Annotated in this window: 17 protein-coding genes; 11 read left to right on the top strand and 6 right to left on the bottom strand. The window is 73.2% G+C overall.

Translation table 11 applies throughout. The annotated features are described in order from the left end of the window. Positions 1–108: 108 nt before the first annotated feature. Positions 109–1,722, bottom strand: a complete 1,614-nt coding sequence (locus ACZ4YL_RS31155) for a protein kinase domain-containing protein (RefSeq protein WP_468121150.1) — start codon at positions 1,720–1,722, stop codon at positions 109–111. A gap of 229 nt (positions 1,723–1,951) precedes the next feature. Here ACZ4YL_RS31155 and ACZ4YL_RS31150 point away from each other — a divergent pair, with 229 nt between their 5' ends. The 10 genes from ACZ4YL_RS31150 (at position 1,952) to ACZ4YL_RS31105 (ending at position 13,850) form a co-directional block, all read left to right on the top strand. Next, a complete protein-coding gene (locus ACZ4YL_RS31150) occupies positions 1,952–3,631 on the top strand; it encodes a protein kinase domain-containing protein (protein ID WP_468121149.1) in 1,680 nt (559 codons plus the stop codon). A 204-nt stretch (positions 3,632–3,835) separates the two neighbouring features. Further along, the gene (locus tag ACZ4YL_RS31145; protein ID WP_468121148.1) at positions 3,836–4,330 is read left to right on the top strand and encodes a hypothetical protein; all 495 of its coding nucleotides are present in this window, start codon (positions 3,836–3,838) and stop codon (positions 4,328–4,330) included. 95 nt (positions 4,331–4,425) lie between these two features. After that, positions 4,426–5,079 (top strand): PadR family transcriptional regulator, encoded by a 654-nt coding sequence (locus ACZ4YL_RS31140; protein WP_468121147.1) that lies wholly within the window; start codon positions 4,426–4,428, stop codon positions 5,077–5,079. A 25-nt stretch (positions 5,080–5,104) separates the two neighbouring features. Beyond that, on the top strand, positions 5,105–5,851 hold the full coding sequence (locus tag ACZ4YL_RS31135) for an ABC transporter ATP-binding protein (protein WP_301368810.1): 747 nt from the start codon (positions 5,105–5,107) through the stop codon (positions 5,849–5,851). Positions 5,852–5,952: 101 nt separating this feature from the next. Further along, positions 5,953–8,709 carry an FtsX-like permease family protein gene (locus ACZ4YL_RS31130; RefSeq protein WP_468121242.1) on the top strand — a complete coding sequence of 919 codons (2,757 nt, stop codon included), beginning with the start codon at positions 5,953–5,955 and terminating at the stop codon, positions 8,707–8,709. A 107-nt stretch (positions 8,710–8,816) separates the two neighbouring features. Then, a complete protein-coding gene (locus ACZ4YL_RS31125) occupies positions 8,817–9,353 on the top strand; it encodes a bacterial proteasome activator family protein (protein ID WP_314243029.1) in 537 nt (178 codons plus the stop codon). A gap of 219 nt (positions 9,354–9,572) precedes the next feature. Beyond that, a complete protein-coding gene (locus ACZ4YL_RS31120; RefSeq protein ID WP_351152249.1) occupies positions 9,573–10,436 on the top strand; it encodes an NTP transferase domain-containing protein in 864 nt (287 codons plus the stop codon). Next, complete coding sequence (locus tag ACZ4YL_RS31115) at positions 10,433–11,758, top strand: molybdopterin molybdotransferase MoeA (protein ID WP_468121146.1); 1,326 nt, start codon at positions 10,433–10,435, stop codon at positions 11,756–11,758. Before ACZ4YL_RS31120 ends, ACZ4YL_RS31115 begins: the two co-directional genes overlap by 4 nt. Then, positions 11,746–12,846 carry a potassium channel family protein gene (locus tag ACZ4YL_RS31110; RefSeq protein WP_468121145.1) on the top strand — a complete coding sequence of 367 codons (1,101 nt, stop codon included), beginning with the start codon at positions 11,746–11,748 and terminating at the stop codon, positions 12,844–12,846. The genes ACZ4YL_RS31115 and ACZ4YL_RS31110 overlap by 13 nt, the downstream gene beginning before the upstream one ends. A gap of 26 nt (positions 12,847–12,872) precedes the next feature. Continuing rightward, positions 12,873–13,850, top strand: coding sequence for an NAD(P)H-quinone oxidoreductase (locus ACZ4YL_RS31105; RefSeq protein ID WP_468121144.1), 978 nt, complete (start codon positions 12,873–12,875; stop codon positions 13,848–13,850). A 165-nt stretch (positions 13,851–14,015) separates the two neighbouring features. On the opposite strand, the gene ACZ4YL_RS31100 is transcribed toward ACZ4YL_RS31105, so the two are convergent. The 3 genes from ACZ4YL_RS31100 to pdhA are packed head-to-tail and all read right to left on the bottom strand — an operon-like array spanning position 14,016 to position 17,490. Further along, on the bottom strand, positions 14,016–15,338 hold the full coding sequence (locus tag ACZ4YL_RS31100) for a dihydrolipoamide acetyltransferase family protein (RefSeq protein WP_468121143.1): 1,323 nt from the start codon (positions 15,336–15,338) through the stop codon (positions 14,016–14,018). Continuing rightward, positions 15,338–16,306, bottom strand: coding sequence for an alpha-ketoacid dehydrogenase subunit beta (locus ACZ4YL_RS31095; protein WP_189738634.1), 969 nt, complete (start codon positions 16,304–16,306; stop codon positions 15,338–15,340). The genes ACZ4YL_RS31100 and ACZ4YL_RS31095 overlap by 1 nt, the downstream gene beginning before the upstream one ends. A 47-nt stretch (positions 16,307–16,353) precedes the next feature. Further along, positions 16,354–17,490, bottom strand: a complete 1,137-nt coding sequence (gene pdhA, locus ACZ4YL_RS31090; RefSeq protein WP_468121142.1) for a pyruvate dehydrogenase (acetyl-transferring) E1 component subunit alpha — start codon at positions 17,488–17,490, stop codon at positions 16,354–16,356. A gap of 178 nt (positions 17,491–17,668) precedes the next feature. Between pdhA and ACZ4YL_RS31085 the strand changes: the two genes are divergently transcribed. After that, positions 17,669–18,247: an Lrp/AsnC family transcriptional regulator gene (locus tag ACZ4YL_RS31085; RefSeq protein ID WP_468121141.1), complete on the top strand. Its 579-nt coding sequence runs from the start codon at positions 17,669–17,671 to the stop codon at positions 18,245–18,247. Between the two features lie 94 nt (positions 18,248–18,341). Here ACZ4YL_RS31085 and ACZ4YL_RS31080 read toward each other — a convergent pair whose 3' ends face one another. Both ACZ4YL_RS31080 and ACZ4YL_RS31075 read right to left on the bottom strand, forming a co-directional pair. After that, on the bottom strand, positions 18,342–18,929 hold the full coding sequence (locus ACZ4YL_RS31080; RefSeq protein ID WP_468121140.1) for a TetR/AcrR family transcriptional regulator: 588 nt from the start codon (positions 18,927–18,929) through the stop codon (positions 18,342–18,344). Continuing rightward, the gene (locus ACZ4YL_RS31075) at positions 18,926–20,470 is read right to left on the bottom strand and encodes a 3-hydroxyacyl-CoA dehydrogenase (protein WP_468121139.1); all 1,545 of its coding nucleotides are present in this window, start codon (positions 20,468–20,470) and stop codon (positions 18,926–18,928) included. Before ACZ4YL_RS31075 ends, ACZ4YL_RS31080 begins: the two co-directional genes overlap by 4 nt. Positions 20,471–20,523: the final 53 nt, after the last annotated feature.

The following is a 20,523-nucleotide window of genomic DNA, read 5'->3' as shown; positions in this document are numbered from 1 at the left end:
CCTAGAACCCCAACTGAAATAACAGTTACGCGCTCGACCCCGCTCTCACGGGGAGAGGGAAATGGCCCTGGGGGATTGGGTCCCACTGGCCCCGTTCCCGTATCCGTCTCACTCTTCCGAGTTGGTGCCGCCTCCGCCACCGCCACCGCCGGGACCACCGGCGCCGCCGGTCGTCTCCGTGGGCTTGGTCGACGGGGTCGTCGAGGGCTTCGTCGGCGGGGTCGTCGGGGACTTCGTCGCCGCCGAGCTGCTCGGCGAGGCCGTTCCCGTCGGGGTGTGCGTCGCGGTGGCCGTCGGCGTCGGGCTGAAGCTCTGCGTCCGGCTGCGGGTCGCCTGGGGCGAATTGTCGCTGGTCGGCGGGGTGTTGTCCTGGGTCTGCGGCGGCGGAGTGAGGTTCGGGGACGCCGACTTGCTCGGCTGGTCGCCCGGCGTGGTCTGGGTGGTCTCGGGCTTCTTCTTGCCGCCCTGGCCCACGCTGTTGACGGCGTAGGCCACCCCGCCCATCACCGCGACGATCGCGAGGACCGCGAACAGCCACGCCTTCCAGCGGCTGCCGCCGCCACCGCGGTCGTCGTAGCCGTCGTAGCCGCCGTTGCCGACCGGGCCGTGGCCACCGGGGAAGGCCGAGCCGTCGTCCGGGTTCAGCGACGGCACCATCGGCTGCTGGAACTGCGAGGTCGAGGCGTGCGCCCCGTACTGCTGGCCGCCGGTCCCGCTCACGGGCATGGCCGTGGTGGCGGCGGCACCGCCCCGCCCGTGCGGCAGGGACATGGTGACCGGGCCGGTGCCCCAGGTGCCGGTGTTCGGCCCCTGGTCGTGCAGCATCTGGAGCGCGTACTGCACCAGCCCGCGCATCTCCTCGGCGCTCTGGAACCGGTCGTCCGGATCCTTGGCGAGGGAGCGCATGACCAGGCCGTCGAGCTCCTGCGGGAGGTGACGCCCCTCCGGCAGCTGCGAGGGCGGCACCGGCGCGTCCTGGACGTGCTGGTAGACCACCGACAGCGGGGTCTCGCCGGTGAACGGGGGACGCAGCGCGAGCAGTTCGTAGAGCAGACAGCCGGTCGCGTACAGGTCGGAGCGGTGGTCGACGGCCTTGCCGAGGGCCTGCTCGGGCGACAGGTACTGCGGGGTGCCCATGACCATGCCGGTCTGGGTCATCGTCGACTGGGCGCCGTGCAGGGCGCGGGCGATGCCGAAGTCCATCACCTTGACCGCGCCGGTCTCGGTGATGATGACGTTCGCGGGCTTGATGTCCCGGTGCACGATGCCGTGCTGGTGCGAGTACGCCAGGGCTTCGAGGACGCCCGAGGTGATGATGAGCGCCTGCTCGGGGCCCGGGGCCTCGGCGCTGAGCAGGAGGTCGCGGATGGTGCGGCCCTCGACGAGCTCCATGACGATGTACGGGACGGTGTTCGGGCCGACCCGGTCCTCGCCCGAGTCGTACACGGCGACGACGGCGTGGTGGTTGAGTCCGGCGACGGACTGCGCCTCGCGCGTGAAGCGGGCCTTGGACACCGGGTCCTCGGCCAGGTCCGCGCGCAGCAGCTTCACGGCGACGGTGCGGCCCAGCCGGACGTCCTCGGCCGCGAACACCTCGGCCATGCCGCCGCGGCCCAGCCGGTGCGTCATCCGGTAACGGCCGTCTCCCACCAGGCCGCCGGCGCCCCAGTGCTCAGGACCATCGGTCATCCCGGCGCCGTTTCCATCGGGTTCGGGTGCCATCAGTCCTCGCCGTCGTATCTCTCGGCCGCCGCTCAGCGGTCGTCCTCTTCGTCGGTGCTCCGGTGAACGCTACAGCCTCGGAACCGGTCACCGTTCGGACAAGGCGGCCTGTGCCCGTGTGGTCACGGAACGGGCACCTGGCTTGACGTGTGCTTGCCCTCGGGCAGACTGGGCGCCATATGCGCCCGGCCAGCGGCGTGGGGACACATCCCGAGGGGAAGCAACAGTCATGAGCCAGGACGGCACTCAGGGCCAGTACGCGGGCGGCTCTCTGGCCGGTGGCCGTTACCAGCTAAGGGACTTGCTGGGTGCGGGCGGCATGGCGTCCGTGTACCTGGCGTACGACTCGGCCCTCGACCGGCAGGTCGCCATCAAGACGCTGCACAGCGACCTCGGCCGCGAGCAGTCCTTCCGCGAACGATTCCGCCGCGAGGCCCAGGCTGTAGCGAAACTGTCGCACACGAACATCGTCTCGGTGTTCGACACCGGCGAAGGCGAAGTCACGTTCGGCGGCGGCGGCGCCGCGGGCGACGGCACGGTGATGCCGTACATCGTCATGGAGTACGTGGAGGGCCGGCCGCTGGGCTCGGTGCTGGAGGAGGACATCCGCCTGCACGGGGCCATGCCGGCGGACAAGGCGCTGAAGGTGACGGCCGATGTGCTGGCCGCCCTGGAGACCAGCCACGAGATGGGGCTCGTCCACCGCGACATCAAGCCCGGCAACGTCATGGTGAACAAGCGCGGCGTGGTCAAGGTGATGGACTTCGGCATCGCCCGCGCCATGCAGTCGGGGGTCACCTCGATGACGCAGACCGGCATGGTCGTCGGCACCCCCCAGTACCTCTCGCCCGAGCAGGCGCTGGGGCGCGGGGTCGACGCCCGTTCCGACCTCTACTCGGTCGGCATCATGCTGTTCCAGCTGCTGACCGGGCGGATCCCGTTCGACGCGGACTCGCCGCTGGCCATCGCGTACGCCCACGTGCAGGAGGAGCCGGTCGCCCCGTCCTCCGTCAACCGGTCGCTGACCCCCGCGATGGACGCGCTGGTGGCACGGGCCCTGAAGAAGAACCCGAACGAGCGTTTCCCCACGGCCGCGGCCATGGGCGACGAGGTCGCGCGGGTACTGGGCGCCGGGCAGACCGGAGCGCCGGTCATCGTCCAGGGCCAGGGTCCCCTGAGCAGCGGCGCGGGCGTGGCCTCGGCCGTGTTCCCGCCGGTGGAGTCCGGGTACCAGGCGCCCCCGCAGTCGGTGCAGCAGCCGTACCAGGCGCCGCACACCCCGACGCCGGCCCCGTACGCGCCGACGCCGGCCCCGCAGCAGCACGCGCAGGGCGGCTACGCCTACCCGCACACGCCCCCGCAGCAGCAGCAGTACGCCCCCCAGACCCCGCCGCCGTACACGATCTCCCCGACGGGCGCGCCGTCCGCGGCGGGCTCGTCCGCGGCGTCCGGTGACGGCAAGCGGAACAGGCCGGTGGTCATCGGCGCGATCGCGGTGGCCCTGCTGGCCGTCGGCGGTCTGATCGCGGCGATCTCGATGAACGGGGACGACAAGGACAAGGGGGAGACCACGGCGGACCCGGGGAGCTCCGCGTCCGCGTCGGCCTCCGCGAAGGCCGGGTTCAAGGGGCCCGACCTCACGCGCACGATCGACAAGAAGAAGTGCACGGAGCCGGTGAAGCACTACAGCGAGGCCGGCAAGTACTCGGCGCCGGACCTCAAGTACAAGAACCTGCTCTCCGTGAAGGAGTGCATCCAGGCCTCGGGCGGCAGGTACAACATCGTGCCGAAGGACGAGGCCGTGTACGGCAAGGACACGGTGCTGTTCCAGTCCCCGGCCGCCGGCGAGAAGATCGACAAGGAAGGCACGGAGTACACGCTGACCGTGTCGACCGGCAACCCCGAATAGCGCGACAGGCTCCGCCGGGCGCCGCCGCGCGGCGGCGCCCGGCGGAGCCCCGGCGGCGCGGTACGCAGCGCAGTCCGACACACCGGCATCCCGGACACTCCGATGAGGCGTCCGAGATGCCGGTTTTGCCCCACCATGTAAATCTGGGCGCATATCTCTGACGCGCAGCGAGCAGCTCGTGGCTCGGGACGGGAGGGGCTCCCCGTGATCCAAGGCTTCCGCCCGCCGCACTGGCTGGCCTGCGCGGCCCTGGCCGCCGCCGCGCTCGCACCCACCGCTTCCGCGTCCGCCGGCCCTTTCCTCACCCCGGCCCGGCAGGTCGCCGCACCCGCCTCGCCCGACGACCCCTATGAGGAGCTGGCCGGAAGCGTCGCCGGGGTCGGGCGCGAGCGCCCCGGGCGGCCGGTGGGCGAGCCCGCCAACCCGGAGCTGACGGTGGCCTCCCGCCCGCTGCCGGCCCGCCCGCGCACCGAGCCCGCCGAACCCGCCGAACCCGCCGCCACCGCCACCGCCACGCGCCCGCCGACGGCCGCCGTCGCCGCCCCGAGCCCGCCGTCGGCGGTGGTCACCGCCCTCGGCACCGGGACCAACGACCGGGCCGCCGACCTCGCCGCGCACATACTGCCGCTCGGCACCGGATTCGCCCTGATGGGCCTTGGTCTCGGCTACCTGGGGATGCGTCTGCGCCGGGGGATGTGAGCGGCCCGGACCTCCCGTTCCGGGCGGCGTCCCCCTTGCGGCGTACACCTCACGACGGTTGCCGCACGTGAACATACTCGGTATATATACCGAGTATGTCGATCCGTCACGGGCTACTCGCCCTGCTGGAACGGGGTCCTCGGTACGGCTCCCAGCTGCGCACCGAGTTCGAATCCCGCACCGGCTCCACCTGGCCCCTCAACGTCGGGCAGGTGTACACGACCCTCGCCCGTCTCGAACGGGACGGCCTCGTCGCCCCCGGCGGCGAGGACGCCGCCGGCCACACCCTCTACGCCATCACCGACGCCGGGCGCACCGAACTGCTCCAGTGGTACGAGCGGCCCGTCGACCGGGCCAACCCGCCCCGCGACGAGCTGTCCATCAAGCTCGCCATGGCCGTGGGCGCCCCCGGCGTGGACATCCGCGCCGTCATCCAGTCCCAGCGGCACGCCACGATCAAGGCGATGCAGGACTACACCCGGCTCAAGGCCAGGGCGCTCGCCGCGGTCGAGAGCGGCCAGTCCCGCGAACGCGACGACGTGGCCTGGCTGCTCGTCCTGGAACAGCTGATCTTCCAGACCGAGGCCGAGGCCCGCTGGCTCGACCACTGCGAAGCCCGGCTCGTCCGGCTCTCCCTGCCGGCCGACCGGAGAGCCGCGGAACCCGAACGACCCCAGGCCGCCGCAGCCGGAACTCCGGCCCCGACCACGACCACGACGCCCCGTACCGCTCGTACGCGCCGTGGCTGAACCACCGTTCCAGGGGGGACACTCCATGCCTGACCAGCCCCAGTCCCAGCAGCCCGTGCTGCAGTTGGACCGACTCGTCCGCACGCACGGCAGCGGCGCCACCGAGGTGCACGCCCTGCGCGGGATCGACCTCTCCGTCTTCCCCGGCGAACTCGTCGCCGTCATGGGCCCTTCCGGCTCCGGCAAGTCCACGCTGCTCACCCTCGCGGGCGGCCTCGACACCCCGAGCAGCGGCCGGGTGATCGTCGAGGGCACCGACATCACCGCGGCGAGCCGCAAGCAGCTGGCCGCCCTGCGCCGCCGCAGCATCGGTTACGTGTTCCAGGACTACAACCTGATACCGGCCCTCACCGCCGCCGAGAACGTGGCGCTGCCCCGGGAACTCGACGGGACCTCCGCCCGCAAGGCCCGCGCCTCCGCGCTCGCCGCACTGGAGGAGATGGGCCTCGGCCAGCTCGCCGACCGCTTCCCCGACGAGATGTCCGGCGGGCAGCAGCAGCGCGTGGCCATCGCCCGCGCCCTCGTCGGCGACCGCCGCCTGGTCCTGGCCGACGAGCCGACCGGCGCCCTCGACTCCGAGACCGGCGAGTCCGTCCTCGCCCTGCTGCGCGCCCGCTGCGACGCGGGCGCCGCCGGAATCCTCGTCACGCACGAGCCGCGCTTCGCCGCCTGGGCCGACCGCGTGGTCTTCCTGCGCGACGGCAGCGTGGTCGACGAGACCCTGCGCAGCCACGCCGACTCCCTCCTCTCCGGGCAGGCGGCCGGCCAGTGACGTCTCCGCTCCAAGGCTGGTACCACTCCTGGGTCGCGGCCCTGCGCATAGCCCGCCGCGACGCCTGGCGCGCCAAGGGCCGCAGCTCCCTCGTCCTCGCGATGCTCGCCCTGCCGATCGTCGGGGTGAGCGCCGCCGACCTCACGCTGCGCAGCGCCGAACTCTCCCCCGAGCAGGCCGTCACCCGGATGATCGGCGCCGCCGACGCCCGGGTGAGCCACTCGCACGTGTCCGGGCCCCTCAACCAGACCCCCGACGGCACGAGATCCGTGCCCGTCGGCGGCTACAAGGACTACGACCCCTCGAAGGCCTCGCGGGAGAAGCCGGAACCGGTGGAGTCCCTGCTCCCGGCCGGGTCGCAGGTCCTCAAGGACAGCAGCGGCTACGCCAAGGTCCGCACCACGCACGGGCTGCTCGACACCCAGCTGCGCGAACTCGACACGCACAGCCCCCTGGTGAAGGGCCTGATCACGCTCGACCGCGGCCGGCTGCCCGAGGCCCCGGGCGAGGTCATCGCCACCCGGGCCTTCCTGAAGGACTCCGGCCTCTTCGTCGGCTCCTCGGTCACCCCGCGCGGCGCCACCTCCCCGAACAAGATCGTCGGCGCCTACGAGCTGCCGGACGAACTCGGCCGCCCCGAGATCATCGCCCCGCCCGGGACGCTGATCGCCCCGCTGAACAAGGCGCTGACGGCGTCCGGCGGGCGCACCGTGACCGCCGACGACAACTACCTGGTCAAGGTCGGCGGCTCGGGTGTCACCTGGGACGCGGTCAAGGCGGCCAACGCCAAGGGCCTGGTCGTCGTCTCCCGCGCCGTCATCCTCGACCCGCCCGCCGACTCCGAGGTCCCGCTCTACCGGGACGAGCCGAAGGCGATGTTCGAGAGCAACGCCAACAAGGCCGTCGAGATGGCGATCCTGGCCACCGTTGTGGGCCTGGCCATGCTGGAGATCTGCCTGCTCGCCGGACCGGCCTTCGCGGTCGGCGCCCGCCGCTCGCGCCGCCAGCTGGGCCTGGTCGGCGCCAACGGCGGCGACCGGCGCCACATCCGCTCCATCGTGCTCTCCGGCGGCCTGGTCATCGGCGCCGTCGCCGCCGTCATCGGCACCGTCGTCGGCGTGCTGCTCACCGTCGTGCTGCGGCCGGTGCTGGAGGAGACGCTCGGCAACCGCTTCGGCGGCTTCGACTTCCGCCCGCTGGAACTGGCCGGCATCGCCCTCCTCGCCGTGATCACCGGCCTGCTGGCCGCGATCGTCCCGGCCGTCACCGCCTCCCGGCAGACCGTGCTGGCCTCGCTGACCGGCCGCCGCGGCATCCGCCGCGCCAACCGGGTGCTGCCCGTCCTCGGCCTGATCGCCGTCGCCGCCGGCGCCGCGATCGCCCTCTACGGCACCACCTCGAAGCTGGGCAGCACCGTCGTCGCGGGCGGCAGCGCCCTCGCCGAACTCGGCATCGTCGCCCTCACCCCGGTCCTGGTCGGCCTGTTCGGCCGGCTCGGGCGGTGGCTGCCGCTGTCGCCGCGGCTCGCGCTGCGCGACGCCGTGCGCAACCGCGGGCGTACGGCCCCCGCCGTGGCCGCCGTACTGGCCGCCGTCGCCGGAACCGTCGCCGTGGCAACGTACCAGCAGAGCTACGACGTCCAGATGCGCCAGGAGTACCGGGCCGTGCTGCCGCACGGCACCGGGCTGCTGGAGACCGGCGAGAACGGCGCCTACAAGGAGGTGCCCGCGCTGCGCGAGACCCTCTCCCGGGAACTGCCGCTGGCACAGCGGGCGGACATCGACCGGGTGGTCGTCGGCAAGCCGGGCTGCGAGTCGTTCTCCTCGGACCCCGGCTGCGGCCGCGCCGAGGTCATCACGCCCAAGGAGCAGCGCTGCCCGCTCTACGAGGACGCCAAGGGCAGCGCGGCCTTCCCCGAGGAGCAGCGCAAGGAACTGCGCCAGGACTGGCGCTGCCAGGAACCCCGGCACGGCACGCAGCACTCCGTCGTCGTCGGCGACGAGAAGGTACTGAGCGTGCTCGCGGTCACCGACCCGGGCTCCGTGGCCGCGCTCAAGGCCGGCCAGGCCGTCTCCTTCGACAAGCGCCAGGTCAGGCACGGCCAGATCACCCTGCGGATCATCACCGAGCAGGGCGAGGACGACATCATGCGCGGGCGCTACGACGATACGCCCGGCGAGGACAAGCTCCTCGCCGTCCACCAGGCACCCGACTCGGCCGAGAGCTGGGGCGTCGAGCTGATCCTGCCGCCCTCGGCGGCCAAGGCCGCCGGGCTGGTCACCGCGCCCGTGGGCTCGTACTTCAGCCTCGACGGGACGCCGGCCAGCGAGCAGCGCCAGCGGATGGACGGGGAGATCGACCGGATGGGCGTGGAGGCCTCCCTGCGCATCGAGGCGGGCTATGAGGGCGACAACAGCCTCGTCATGCTGGCCCTCGCCGTCTTCGCGGGGCTCGTCACCATCGGCGCGGCCGGCATCGCCACCGGGCTGGCCCAGGCCGATGCCGAGGCCGACCTGAAGACGCTGGCCGCCGTGGGCGCGGCGCCGCGGGTGCGGCGGACGCTGAGCGGCTTCCAGTGCGGGGTGGTCGCCCTGATGGGCGTCGTCCTGGGCTCGGCGGCCGGGATCCTGCCCGCCGTCGGCCTGCGCCTGACGGAGCAGCGGGAAGCGGAGGCGCTCTACCGGGAGTCGATCGAGCAGGGCTTCTCGACGATGACGGAAGCGGTGCCGTTCGTGCCGATCTCCGTGCCGTGGGAGACCCTCGGCGGGCTGGTCGTCGTGGTTCCGCTGGGCGCGGCCCTGCTGGCGGCCCTGGTCACCCGCTCCAGCGGCGCGCTGGCCCGCCGGGCCGCAGGGTAGGGCTGGGGCCCGGGGCCGGTGCCACGCTTGGTGCCCCTGTACAGGGTGGATCACGACTGTACGGGGGCACACCGTGTGAGTACGGAGGTGTGCGAGAGAATGACGGCATGGAGATGCCGAGGAGTGAACGGTCGCAGGACAGCCCCCCGCACGTCCTGATCGTGGGACAGGACGGGACGGCGGTCGGCGACGCCGATGACGAGTCGCGCGAGGTCCCGGTGACGGAAATGGTCGAACAGCCCGCCAAGGTCATGCGGATCGGCAGCATGATCAAGCAACTCCTGGAAGAGGTACGTGCCGCGCCTCTCGACGAGGCGAGCCGGGTCCGGCTCAAGGACATCCATGCCGCCTCGGTCAAGGAGCTGGAGGACGGCCTGGCTCCGGAGCTCGTGGAGGAACTGGAGCGCCTGTCGCTCCCGTTCACCGAGGAGGCCATTCCCTCCGAGGCCGAACTCCGGATCGCCCAGGCCCAGTTGGTGGGCTGGCTGGAGGGCCTCTTCCACGGCATCCAGACGGCCCTGTTCGCGCAGCAGATGGCGGCGCGGGCCCAGTTGGAGCAGATGCGCCGCGCCCTCCCGCCGGGCGGGCCGCACGACGACGAGGACGGCGGCCACGGCGCGATCCGCTCGGGCCCCTACCTCTAGCCCCCGTCGGACAGCGGAAAGCGGGTCCGGCCCACGCCCACAGGCGCGGCCCGGACCCGCTTCAGCCGTCTTCAGCCTTCTTCAGCCCTGCCGGCGTTTGAGGCGCGGGGGTCCGGGGGCAGCGCCCCCGGCAACGGCGCCGCACTTGGCACCCGGCGGCAGAAGCCCCCGAGAAGTGCGGCTCCCGGCCAGGGACATGGCCGCCGCATACTCAAGGGCATGAGCTACGACGCGATCGTGCTGGCCGGCGGCGCCGCTCGGCGACTCGGCGGGGCCGACAAGCCCGCGCTGAGCGTCGGCGGCCGCGCACTCCTCGACCGCGTCCTCGACGCCTGCCCGGACGCCCGGACCACCGTCGTGGTCGGCGGTCGCCGCCCCACCGCGCGCCCGGTCCACTGGACCCGCGAGGACCCGCCCGGCGGCGGCCCCGTGGCCGCGCTGGACGCCGGGCTGCGCCGGACCACCGCCGAGCAGGTCCTCGTACTCTCCGCCGACCTGCCGTTCCTCGACCGGGAGACCGTACGGGCCCTGCTGGACGCCCCCGGCGCGGACGGGGCGATGCTGCGCGACCCCGACGGCCGGGACCAGCCGCTGGTCGCCGCCTACCGGGCCGAGCCGCTGCGCCGCGAGATCGCCCTGCTCGCCGCCGAGCACGGCACCCTCACCGGGCTCCCGCTCCGTGCCCTCACCGCCGAACTGGACCTCGCCCGCGTCACGTCACGGCCACTCGCCTCCTTCGACTGCGACACCTGGGACGATCTCGCCGCCGCCCGCGCCAGGATCAGGGAGCATGGAAGCGTGCTGGACCAATGGATCACCGCCGTCAAGAGCGAACTGGGCATCGACCTCCCCGTCGACACCAAGACCCTGCTCGACCTCGCCCGGGACGCCGCCCACGGCGTCGCCCGGCCCGCCGCCCCGCTGACCACCTTCCTGGTCGGCTACGCGGCCGCCCACGCCGCCGCCACCGGCGCCGACCCCGCCCAGGCCGTCGCCGAGGCCTCCCGCAAGGCGGCCGACCTGGCGCTGCGGTGGGCCGACGAGGCAGCGGCCGACACCGCCGAACAGAACGGCTCCGGATGACCCCCACGAACTCCGCCGAGCAGGCCCTCGACGAGGCCCTGGCGCTGGTCAGCCGCGCCCCGGAGGGCGGCGGCACGGGCAGCGCGGGCGGCGGCGCGGGCGGCCACCGCGCCTCCGGCTGGCAGCGGGCCCGGGACACCGCCGCCCACGCCGGGAGCAGGGTGCGGCCCCGCACCCACCGCGTGCCCCTCGCGGACGCCCTCGGCGAGGTCCTGGCCACCCCCCTGGACGCGCTGACCGACCTGCCGTCCTTCGACACCTCCGCCATGGACGGCTGGGCCGTCGCGGGCCCCGGCCCCTGGAGCGTGCGCGCCGGCGGCGTCCTGGCGGGCTCCGAGCGGCCGGAGCCCCTCACCGACGGCGAGGCCGTACGGATCGCCACCGGCGCCCGGATCCCCACCGACGCCACCGCCGTCATCCGCAGCGAGCACTGCCGCGAGTCCGGCACCCAGCTCTTCGCCGACCGGCCCGTCCTCACCGGCCAGGACATCCGCCCGCGGGGCCAGGAGTGCCGCTCCGGCGACCTGCTGCTGCCCGCCGGCTCCCTGGTCACCCCGGCCGTGCTGGGGCTCGCCGCGGCCGCCGGGTACGACGAGCTGACCACCCGGCCCCGCCCCCGCGTGGAGATCCTGGTGCTCGGCGACGAGCTCCTCGCCGAAGGCCTCCCGCACGAGGGGCTGGTCCGCGACGCCCTCAGCCCCATGCTCGGGCCCTGGATGGAGCGCCTCGGCGCCGAGGTCATCGGCACGCGGCGGCTCGGCGACGACCCGGCGGGGGCCGCGGCCCTGCTGGAGGCCGTCACCACGAGCACCGCCGATGTCCTCGTCACCACGGGCGGCACCGCCTCCGGACCCGTCGACCACGTCCACCCGGTGCTGCGCGAGGCCGGCGCCGAACTGCTGGTCGACGGGGTGGCGGTGCGCCCCGGCCACCCCATGCTGCTGGCCCGCATCGGGTCCGGGACCCCCGACGGGGACGCGGTGCGCCATGTGGTCGGACTGCCCGGCAACCCGCTGGCCGCCGTCTCCGGGCTGCTGACCCTCGCCGAACCCCTGCTGCGCGCCCTCGCCGGCCGCCGCAGGCGCCCCCGCTACACGGCGCCGGTGCAGGGCGACGTGCCGGGCCACCCGTACGACACCCGGCTGGTCCCGGTCCTGCTGAGCGACGAGCACGCGGTGCCGCTGCGCTACCACGGACCTGCGATGCTGCGCGGTGTGGCCGCCGCCGACGCGCTGGCCGTCGTACCGCCCAAGGGTGCGCGGTCCGGGCAGGAACTGGAGATTCTCGATCTGCCCTGGGCTTCTGGAGGATGTTTCACGTGAAACTGCACGGCCATGACTCCATGGCCCGCGGCGCCGACGAGAAGCTCGTATCCCGGCGCATCAAGCTGCCCAAACGCATCGTCGAGGCGCCGCTGAGCCAGGTCGGCAAGCGTCTGCTGATGGCCCTGTTCGTGCTCTTCCTGACGGTCTTCGTCGTGTGGCTGGACCGCGACGGCTACCACGACAACGCCAACGAGCAGGTCGATCTCCTCGACTGCTTCTACTACGCGACGGTGACGCTGTCCACGACCGGTTACGGCGACATCGTGCCGTACAGCGACAGCGCACGGCTGATCAACATCATGGTGATCACGCCGCTGCGCGTGCTGTTCCTGATCATCCTGGTCGGTACCACCCTGGAAGTCCTGACGGAACGGACGAGGGAAGAGTGGCGGCTCAAGCGCTGGAGGAAGAACTTGCGTGAGCACACGGTCGTCGTCGGCTTCGGTACGAAGGGCCGCTCGGCCCTTCAGACGCTGCTGGCCACCGGCCTCTCCAAGGAACAGGTCGTCATCGTCGACCCCAGCGCCAAGGTGATCGACATGGCCAACGCGGAGGGGTTCACGGGCGTGATCGGCGACGCCACCCGCTCCGACGTCCTGCTCCGCGCCGAGCTGCAGAAGGCCCGTCAGATCGTCATCGCCACCCAGCGGGACGACACGGCGGTCCTGGTCACCCTGACCGCCCGGCAGCTCAACCGCGGCGCGAAGATCGTCGCGGCGGTGCGCGAGGAGGAGAACGCCCCGCTGCTGCGCCAGTCCGGCGCGGACGCGGTCATCACGAGCGCGAGCGCGGCCGGGCGGCTGCTGGGCCTCTCGGTGCTCAGCCCGAGCGCGGGCACCGTGATGGAGGACCTGATCCAGCAGGGCAGTGGCCTCGACCTCATCGAGCGCCCCGCCCGCAAGGCCGAGGTCGGCAAGTCGGTACGGGACACCGAGGACCTGGTGGTGAGCGTGCTGCGCGGACACCGGCTGCTCCCGTACGACGATCCGCACGCGAGCCCGATCCAGCTGACGGACCGTCTCATCACCATCGTGCGGGCGGCGCCGCCGACTTCGCCGCCGGTGCGGCTGGGTCCTGCCGAGTAGCCGCGCCGTGGCGTAGCCTCCGGGCCATGCATGCGATCACCATCGAGCAGCCCGGCGGCCCCGAGGCTCTGGTCTGGGCCGACGTACCCGATCCGGTGCCGGGCGAGGGCGAGGTCCTCGTCGAGGTCGCGGCGAGCGCCGTGAACCGCGCCGACGTACTCCAGCGACAGGGGTTCTACGATCCGCCGCCCGGCGCCTCGCGCCATCCGGGGCTGGAGTGCTCCGGACGGATCGCCGCGATGGGGCCGGGGGTGTCCGGGTGGTCCGTGGGCGACGAGGTGTGCGCCCTGCTGGCGGGCGGCGGATACGCGGAGCGGGTGGCCGTGCCGGCGGGGCAGCTGCTGCCGGTTCCTGCGGGAGTGGACCTGGTGACGGCGGCCGCGCTGCCCGAGGTCGTCGCGACCGTGTGGTCCAACGTGTTCATGGTGGCGGGGCTGCGCCCCGGCGAGACCCTGCTGGTGCACGGCGGGTCCAGCGGGATCGGGACCATGGCGATCCAGCTGGCGAAGGCGGTGGGCGCGACGGTCGCCGTGACGGCGGGCGGCCCGGAGAAGCTGGCGCGCTGCAAGGAGCTGGGCGCGGACATCCTGATCGACTACCGCGAGCAGGACTTCGTGGCCGCGCTGCGCGAGGCGACGGGCGGGGCCGGGGCGGACGTGATCCTGGACATCATGGGCGCGAAGTACCTCGCGCGGAACGTGGACGCCCTGGCCGTGAACGGGCGGCTCGCGGTGATCGGGCTCCAGGGCGGGGTGAAGGCCGAGCTGAACCTCGGCGCGCTGCTGGCCAAGCGGGCGGCCATCACCGCCACCTCGCTGCGCGCCCGCCCGCTGGAGGAGAAGGCGGCCATCGTCGCCGCCGTACGCGAGCACGTGTGGCCGCTGCTGGCCGCGGGACGGATCCGCCCGGTGGTCCACGCGACGTTCCCCATGGCCGAGGCGGCCGAGGCCCACCGCGTGCTGGAGTCCGGCAGCCACGTGGGCAAGCTGCTGCTCACGGTGTGAGAGCCGGGCGCGGCGCCGCTGCGGCCGCCGCCCCCGAACCCCCGGCCCTCAAACGCCGGACGGGCTGAAATACAGCCCCGCCAGGGGGGTACCTCCCAGCGGTAGCCGGGGGAGTTTGAGGACCGGGTTCGGGGGCGGAGCCCCAGAACGCCAGCCCGCGCTGAGCTAAAGGCTGCGCAGCAGGACCGCCGGGGATTCGACGCAGTCCGCGACGTAGCGGAGGAAGCCGCCCGCCGTGCCGCCGTCGCAGACCCGGTGGTCGAAGGTCAGTGACAGCTGGACGACCTTGCGGACCGCCAGCTGACCCTCGTGGACCCACGGCTTGTCGATGATCCGGCCCACGCCCAGCATCGCCGCCTCGGGGTGGTTGATGATCGGCGTGGAGCCGTCGACCCCGAACACCCCGTAGTTGTTCAGGGTGAAGGTGCCGCCGGTCAGATCGGCCGGGGCCAGCTTCCCGGCCCGGGCCAGCTCGGTCAGCCGGGCGAACTCCGCCGACAGGGACTCCGGGTTGCGGTGCTGCGCGTCCCGGACCACCGGGACCACCAGGCCCCGCTCGGTCTGCGCGGCGAAGCCCAGGTGCACCGACGGGAGCCGCACGATCTCCTTGGCCGCGAGGTCCACGGTGGAGTTGAGCTCCGGGTACCGGGCCAGGGCGGCCGTGCAGATCCGGGCCAGCAGCGCGAGCACCGAGATCTTGGGACCGCCCACGGCGTTCATCGCGGCCCGGGCGGCCATCAGCTCGGTGGCGTCCGCGTCAACCCAGCAGGTGGCTTCCGGGATCTCCCGGCGGCTGCGCGACAGCTTCTCGGCGACCGCCCCGCGCACCCCCTTGAGCGGGATCCGCTCGCCCTGTGCCGACACCGCCGCCGGCGGCGCCACCGCAGCGGCCGGGGCCGGCTCGGGCGCCCGCAGCCCGGCCAGCGCCGCCTCGACGTCGGCCCGCAGGATCAGCCCCTCGGGCCCCGACCCCCGCAGCGCGCGCAGGTCGACCCCGCCGTCCTTGGCCAGCTTGCGCACCAGCGGCGAGATCACGGGAACCGGCCCGGCAGGAGCCACCGGGACCGCCGGAGCCGGAGCCGGAGCCGCGACGGGCGCCGAGACCGCGGCGGTGACGGGTCGCACCCGTCGCCGACGCGCCGGACGCGAGTGGTCCTCGCCGTAGCCGATCAGGGGCCGGGGCACGTTGCCGGAACCCTCGGCCTCGGCCGCCTGAGCGGCCGGGGCCTCCGGGAGCGACGCCGCCCCCACCGCCACGGTGATCAGGGGTGCTCCGACGGGCAGTTCCGTGCCCTCCTCCCCGAAACGGGCGGTGACCACACCGCCGTAGGGGCACGGAACCTCCACCATCGCCTTGGCCGTCTCGACCTCGACCACAGGCTGGTCGATGGCGACGACATCGCCCACCGCGACCAGCCAGCGGACGATCTCGGCCTCGGTCAGACCCTCCCCGAGATCGGGAAGCTTGAATTCCATTACCTGCGGCATCAGTTCTCCCACTGCAGGCGGGCCACGGTGTCCAGGATCCGGTCCACACCCGGCAGGTGGTGCTTCTCCAGCATCGGCGGCGGGTAGGGGATGTCGAAGCCCGTCACCCGCAGCACCGGCGCCTCCAGGTGGTGGAAGCACCGCTCGGTGACCCGGGCGGCGATCTCCGCGCCCGGTCCGCCGAAGCCGCCGGCCTCGTGGACCACCACCGCGCGCCCGGTGCGGCGTACGGACTCCACGACCGTGTCCTCGTCGAAGGGGACCAGCGAGCGCAGGTCGACGACCTCAAGGTCCCAGCCCTCCTCGCGCGCCGCCTCGGCCGCCTCCAGGCACACCGGCAGCGAGGGGCCGTAGGTGATCAGGGTGGCGCTCGTGCCGGTCCGCCGGACCAGCGCCTTCCCGATGCCCGGCACGGCCGCCGGCGCCTCGGGCCGCCAGTCGGCCTTCGACCAGTAGAGCCGCTTCGGCTCCAGGAAGACCACCGGGTCGTCGCTCGCGATCGACGCGCGCAGCAGCCCGTACGCGTCCTCGACCGTAGCCGGGGTCACCACGTGCAGGCCGGGCGTGGCCACGTAGTACGCCTCGGAGGAGTCGCAGTGGTGCTCCACGCCGCCGATCCCGCCGCCGTACGGCACCCGGATGGTGATCGGGAGCGGCATCGCGCCGCGGGTGCGGTTGCGCATCTTCGCCACGTGCGAGATCAGCTGTTCGAACGCCGGGTAGGCGAAGGCGTCGAACTGCATCTCCACGACGGGCCGCAGCCCGTACATGGCCATGCCGACCGCCGCGCCCAGGATTCCCGCCTCCGCGAGCGGGGTGTCCGTGCAGCGTTCCTCGCCGAACTCCTTCGCGAGCCCGTCCGTGATGCGGAAGACCCCGCCCAGCGTCCCGACGTCCTCGCCCATCACGTGGACCGTCGGGTCCTCGGCCATCGCGTCGCGCATCGCCCGGGTCAGGGCCTGCGCCATCGTCGCGGGCTTGGCCCCCGACTTCGCGGACTTCGCCGCCACCGTCGTCACGCCTGGTCCTCGGCTTCCAGCTCTGCGCGCAGCATGGCCGCCTGCTCCCGCAGCCGGTCCGTCTGCTCCGCGTACACGTGCGCGAACAGGTCCATCGGGTCCACCACCGGGTCCGCGTTCATCCCCTCGCGGAGCGCCGCGGCCATCGCCTCGGCGTCGTCGCGCACCGCCTGGATCGCCGCCTCGTCGATGATCCCGCGGGCGGTCAGCTCACGCTCCAGCAGCTCGACCGGGTCGTGCGCCTTCCAGGCCTCGACCTCGGCGTCACCGCGGTAGCGGGTCGCGTCGTCGGCGTTCGTGTGGGCCTCCATGCGGTACGTGACGGCCTCGATCAGGGTCGGACCACCACCCGCCCGGGCCCGCCGGACCGCCTCGGTCAGCACCTCGTGCATGGCGGCGATGTCGTTGCCGTCGACCAGCCGGCCGGGCATCCCGTACCCCACGGCCTTGTGGGCGAGGGTCGGGGCCGCGGTCTGCTTGGCGAGGGGGACGGATATCGCGAAGCCGTTGTTCTGCACGAGGAAGACCACCGGGGCCTGCCAGACGGCGGCGAAGTTCAGTGCCTCGTGGAAGTCGCCCTCGCTGGTACCGCCGTCGCCGACCATGGCGAGGGCGATGACGTCGTCGCCGCGCAGCCGGGCCGCGTGGGCCAGGCCCACCGCGTGCGGCAGCTGGGTGGCGAGCGGGGTCGAGAGCGGGGCTATGCGGTGCTCACGCGGGTCGTATCCGGTGTGCCAGTCGCCGCGCAGCAGGGTCAGGGCCTGTACGGGGTCCAGTCCGCGCGCCACGGCCGCCAGGGTGTCCCGGTAGCTCGGGAACAGCCAGTCCTGGTCCTCCAGGACCAGTGCGGCCGCGATCTCGCAGGCCTCCTGGCCGACGGTGGAGGGGTACACGGCGAGCCGGCCCTGCTTGGTGAGCGCCGTGGCCTGGGCGTTGTAGCGCCGGCCGCGCACCAGCTCGGCGTAGCAGCGGCGCATCAGCTCCGGGTCGAGCCCGTCCGCCGCCTCGGTGCCCAGCACCCGGTAGGGCTCGGGGTCCGGAAGCAGCGGCGCGGCGTCCGTGCGGGGGCTCCAGGCGGGCGGCTGGGTGGAACGGTGGGACGCACCGGCACCGGGCAGCTCTTGGACCGTCATGGCGGCGTACACCTCCTCGTGGGAAGCGGGCAGGGGGTGCCCCGGATGTGAGGCCCCTCACCTACCGATTGTTCGGTTGTCTGCGCAATTTGGCTACAGGCGGCTCCAGGCTGTGGACAAACGGGCGCCGGGGCCCTGGGATGGATGCAGGACGTCCAGGAGAGGGAGGCATCGGGCAATGCCGGATGAACAAATGGCCGGAACGGGTTCCGCACCGGCTGCGCCGGGCGGCGCCCCGGGAGCCACTTCAGGCCCGCCCGTCGCACCCCGTCCCCTGGATCCGATCGACCGGTCGATCATGCGGCTGCTCCAGGCGGACGGCCGCGCGTCGATACGTTCGGTGGCGGAGCAGGTGCACGTCTCGCGGGCGAACGCCTACGCCCGGATCAACCGGCTCATCGACGACGGGGTGATCCGCGGGTTCACGGCCCGCGTCAACCACGAACGCGCAGGCCAGGGCGCCTCCGCCTACATCACCCTGAAGATCGTCCAGAACTCTTGGCGCACGGTCCGCGAGCAGCTGCGCGAGCTCCCCGGCGCGGCGCACATCGCGCTGGTCAGCGGCGATTTCGACGTCCTGCTGCTGGTGCACACCCCGGACAACCGGACCCTGCGCGAGCTGGTCCTGACCCGGCTCCAGGCCATCCCGGAGGTCCTCTCGACGCGCACCCTGCTGGTCTTCGAGGAAACGGATCTGCTGGACACCGGCCCCGGCCCGGGCGGCGGCGCCCCGACGATCGCCGAGGACACCCCTTAGGCGGGTCCTCGGCCGTCCGGGTGCGACCGGGTACGACAGCGCCCCCGGTGCGGCCCGTACGGCCGTTCCGGGGGCGGTCGGGTGCCCGGAGGGGTCAGCGGGCGGTGCGCAGGCCGTCGAAGGCGAGGTGGACCACCGCGTCGGCGAGCTGGGCGTGGCCGTCGCCCGGGTGCGGGCGGTACCACTCGACCAGGGAGTTGACCATGCCGAAGAGGAGCCGGGTGGCGAGGCGTATGTCCACGTCGGCCCGCAGGTCGCCCTCCGCAGCGGCGGCCTTGAGCAGGTCAGCGACCTGGTGGTCGAACTCGCGGCGGCGTTCCAGCGCCCAGCGCTCGGTGCGGGTGTTGCCGCGTACGCGCAGCAGCAGCGTCACGTAGGGCAGCTCTCCGACCAGTACCTCGACCGTGCGGCGCGTGACGTACTCGACGCGCTCGACCGCCCGGCCGCGCACCGCGCCCGACTCTTCCAGGATCCCGAAGAGCCCGTCGAGGGCACGGCTCACGGCCCGCCGCAGCAGTTCCTCCTTGCCCGCGACGTGGTGGTAGATCGAGGATTTCGAGATGCCCGCGGCCTTGGAGAGGTGCTCCATCGAGGTGCCGTCGTAGCCGCGCTCGTTGAAGACCTGGACGGCGACCGACAGCAGTGTCTCGGGGGTGTACGTGTCCCGCTTGGCCGTCGTCATTCGTTCTCCCCCGTGTCGTCCTGGTCGCCCTGGTCGTCGCCGGCCTCGTCGCCGGCCTCGTAGCCCAGTTTGAACAGGGCGAGGGAGGGTGCGTAGCGGCCGCCGGGGACGCGTTCGTCGAGGTTGTGCAGCAGGTCGTAGGCCCAGTCGCGGCCGAGCCTGTCGTGCCATTCGGCCGGCCCCAGCGGGTAGTTGACGCCCAGCCGCATCGCCGTGTCGATGTCCTCGGCGGAGGCGGCCCCCCGGGCGACCGCGTCGGCCGTCAGGTCGATCAGCATCGCGACCGTCCGCGCGACGATCATGCCGGGGACGTCGCCGATCACGGAGACCTGCTTGCCCAGCTTCTGGAAGAGGCCGATCGCCTCGGCGAGGGTCCGCTCGCTGGTGTCCTCGCTCGCGGAGAGCGCGATCCGGGTGGCGCCGCGGTAGTCGAGGGCGAGGTCGAAGTAGACGACGTCCGCGAACTCCACCGAGGTCTTGCCGTCCGCGAGGACCAGCTGGCCCTCGCCGGGGAGCTGGATGTACGGGCCGCCCTGCTCGGTGGCCGCGACCGCGATCCCGGCCTCTTCGAGCAGCTCCACCAGGCCGGCGGCCGGGCCGAGGTCACCGACGACGGTGACCTTCGCCGGGGCCTGCTCGGGCGCGGCGGTGTGCGGGAGCGCGGGCTCGGCGTCCGGACCGTACGGGTACCAGCCGTGCCCGTTCTTGCGGCCGAGGCGGCCCGACTGGACGAGGCGGCGCTGGGCGAGGGAGGGGGTGAACTTCGGGCTGCGGAAGAAGGACTCCCACACCGAGCGGGTCACGGCCTCGTTGACGTCCTGGCCGATCAGGTCGGTCAGCTGGAAGGGGCCCATCTTGAAGCCGCCGCTCTCGCGGAGCACGGCGTCGATGGTGGCCGGGTCGGCGCCCTGCTCCTCGTACACCGCGAAGGCCTCGGCGTAGAAGGGGCGGGCGATCCGGTTGACGATGAAACCGGGGGTGTCGGCGCAGCGGACCGGCGTCTTCCCCCAGCCGAGGACGGTGCGGTACGCGCGCTCGGCGGCGGCCGGGTCGGTGGCGAAACCGCTGACCACCTCGACGAGCGGGAGCAGCGGAGCCGGGTTGAAGAAGTGCAGGCCGAGGAAGCGGCCGGGGTGCGTGAGCCCGGCGGCGAGCTCGGTGACCGAGAGGGAGGAGGTGTTGGTGGCCAGCAGCGCGTCCGGCGCGACCACCTCTTCGAGGGCGGCGAAGAGCGTCTGCTTCACGGTGACGTTCTCGACCACCGCCTCGATGACGAGGGCGGCCCCGGCGAGGTCCGCGAGGTCGCCGGCTGATGCGATCCGGCCGATCGCCTCCTCGGCCTCGGCGCGGTCCAGCCGGCCCTTGGCGGCCATCCGGTCGATCCGGTCCTGGACGAAACCGACGCCGTCGGCGGCGAGCGCGGCGTTGATGTCGTAGATCAGCACGCGGTGACCTGCGAGAAGGGCGACCTGGGCGATGCCCTGTCCCATGGTGCCGGCGCCGACGACCGCCACAGTGCGGGACCGCTCGATTGCTGTCATGCCCTGATCCTCCCGCACACACTTGTCCACAGGTCGGCCGGGCCCTCTTGTCC

The sequence above is a fragment of the Streptomyces sp. NPDC030021 genome, from assembly GCF_055574035.1.
The sequence above is the reverse complement of the archived record's forward strand: the minus strand, read 5'-3'. Positions and strand labels throughout refer to the sequence as shown.

Excerpts from the sequence above, each read along its gene's own strand:
- ACZ4YL_RS31130 (WP_468121242.1), top strand. The coding sequence starts at position 5,953 with ATGCTCGCCCTGCCGATCGTCGGGGTGAGCGCCGCCGACCTCACGCTG.
- ACZ4YL_RS31140 (WP_468121147.1), top strand. The coding sequence starts at position 4,426 with ATGTCGATCCGTCACGGGCTACTCGCCCTGCTGGAACGGGGTCCTCGG.
- ACZ4YL_RS31080 (WP_468121140.1), bottom strand. The coding sequence starts at position 18,929 with ATGACGACGGCCAAGCGGGACACGTACACCCCCGAGACACTGCTGTCG.
- ACZ4YL_RS31120 (WP_351152249.1), top strand. The coding sequence starts at position 9,573 with ATGAGCTACGACGCGATCGTGCTGGCCGGCGGCGCCGCTCGGCGACTC.
- ACZ4YL_RS31135 (WP_301368810.1), top strand. The coding sequence starts at position 5,105 with ATGCCTGACCAGCCCCAGTCCCAGCAGCCCGTGCTGCAGTTGGACCGA.
- ACZ4YL_RS31085 (WP_468121141.1), top strand. The coding sequence starts at position 17,669 with ATGCCGGATGAACAAATGGCCGGAACGGGTTCCGCACCGGCTGCGCCG.
- ACZ4YL_RS31095 (WP_189738634.1), bottom strand. The coding sequence starts at position 16,306 with ATGGCGCAGGCCCTGACCCGGGCGATGCGCGACGCGATGGCCGAGGAC.
- ACZ4YL_RS31125 (WP_314243029.1), top strand. The coding sequence starts at position 8,817 with ATGGAGATGCCGAGGAGTGAACGGTCGCAGGACAGCCCCCCGCACGTC.
- ACZ4YL_RS31110 (WP_468121145.1), top strand. The coding sequence starts at position 11,746 with ATGTTTCACGTGAAACTGCACGGCCATGACTCCATGGCCCGCGGCGCC.
- ACZ4YL_RS31150 (WP_468121149.1), top strand. The coding sequence starts at position 1,952 with ATGAGCCAGGACGGCACTCAGGGCCAGTACGCGGGCGGCTCTCTGGCC.
- ACZ4YL_RS31075 (WP_468121139.1), bottom strand. The coding sequence starts at position 20,470 with ATGACAGCAATCGAGCGGTCCCGCACTGTGGCGGTCGTCGGCGCCGGC.
- pdhA (WP_468121142.1), bottom strand. The coding sequence starts at position 17,490 with ATGACGGTCCAAGAGCTGCCCGGTGCCGGTGCGTCCCACCGTTCCACC.
- ACZ4YL_RS31155 (WP_468121150.1), bottom strand. The coding sequence starts at position 1,722 with ATGGCACCCGAACCCGATGGAAACGGCGCCGGGATGACCGATGGTCCT.
- ACZ4YL_RS31100 (WP_468121143.1), bottom strand. The coding sequence starts at position 15,338 with ATGCCGCAGGTAATGGAATTCAAGCTTCCCGATCTCGGGGAGGGTCTG.
- ACZ4YL_RS31115 (WP_468121146.1), top strand. The coding sequence starts at position 10,433 with ATGACCCCCACGAACTCCGCCGAGCAGGCCCTCGACGAGGCCCTGGCG.
- ACZ4YL_RS31105 (WP_468121144.1), top strand. The coding sequence starts at position 12,873 with ATGCATGCGATCACCATCGAGCAGCCCGGCGGCCCCGAGGCTCTGGTC.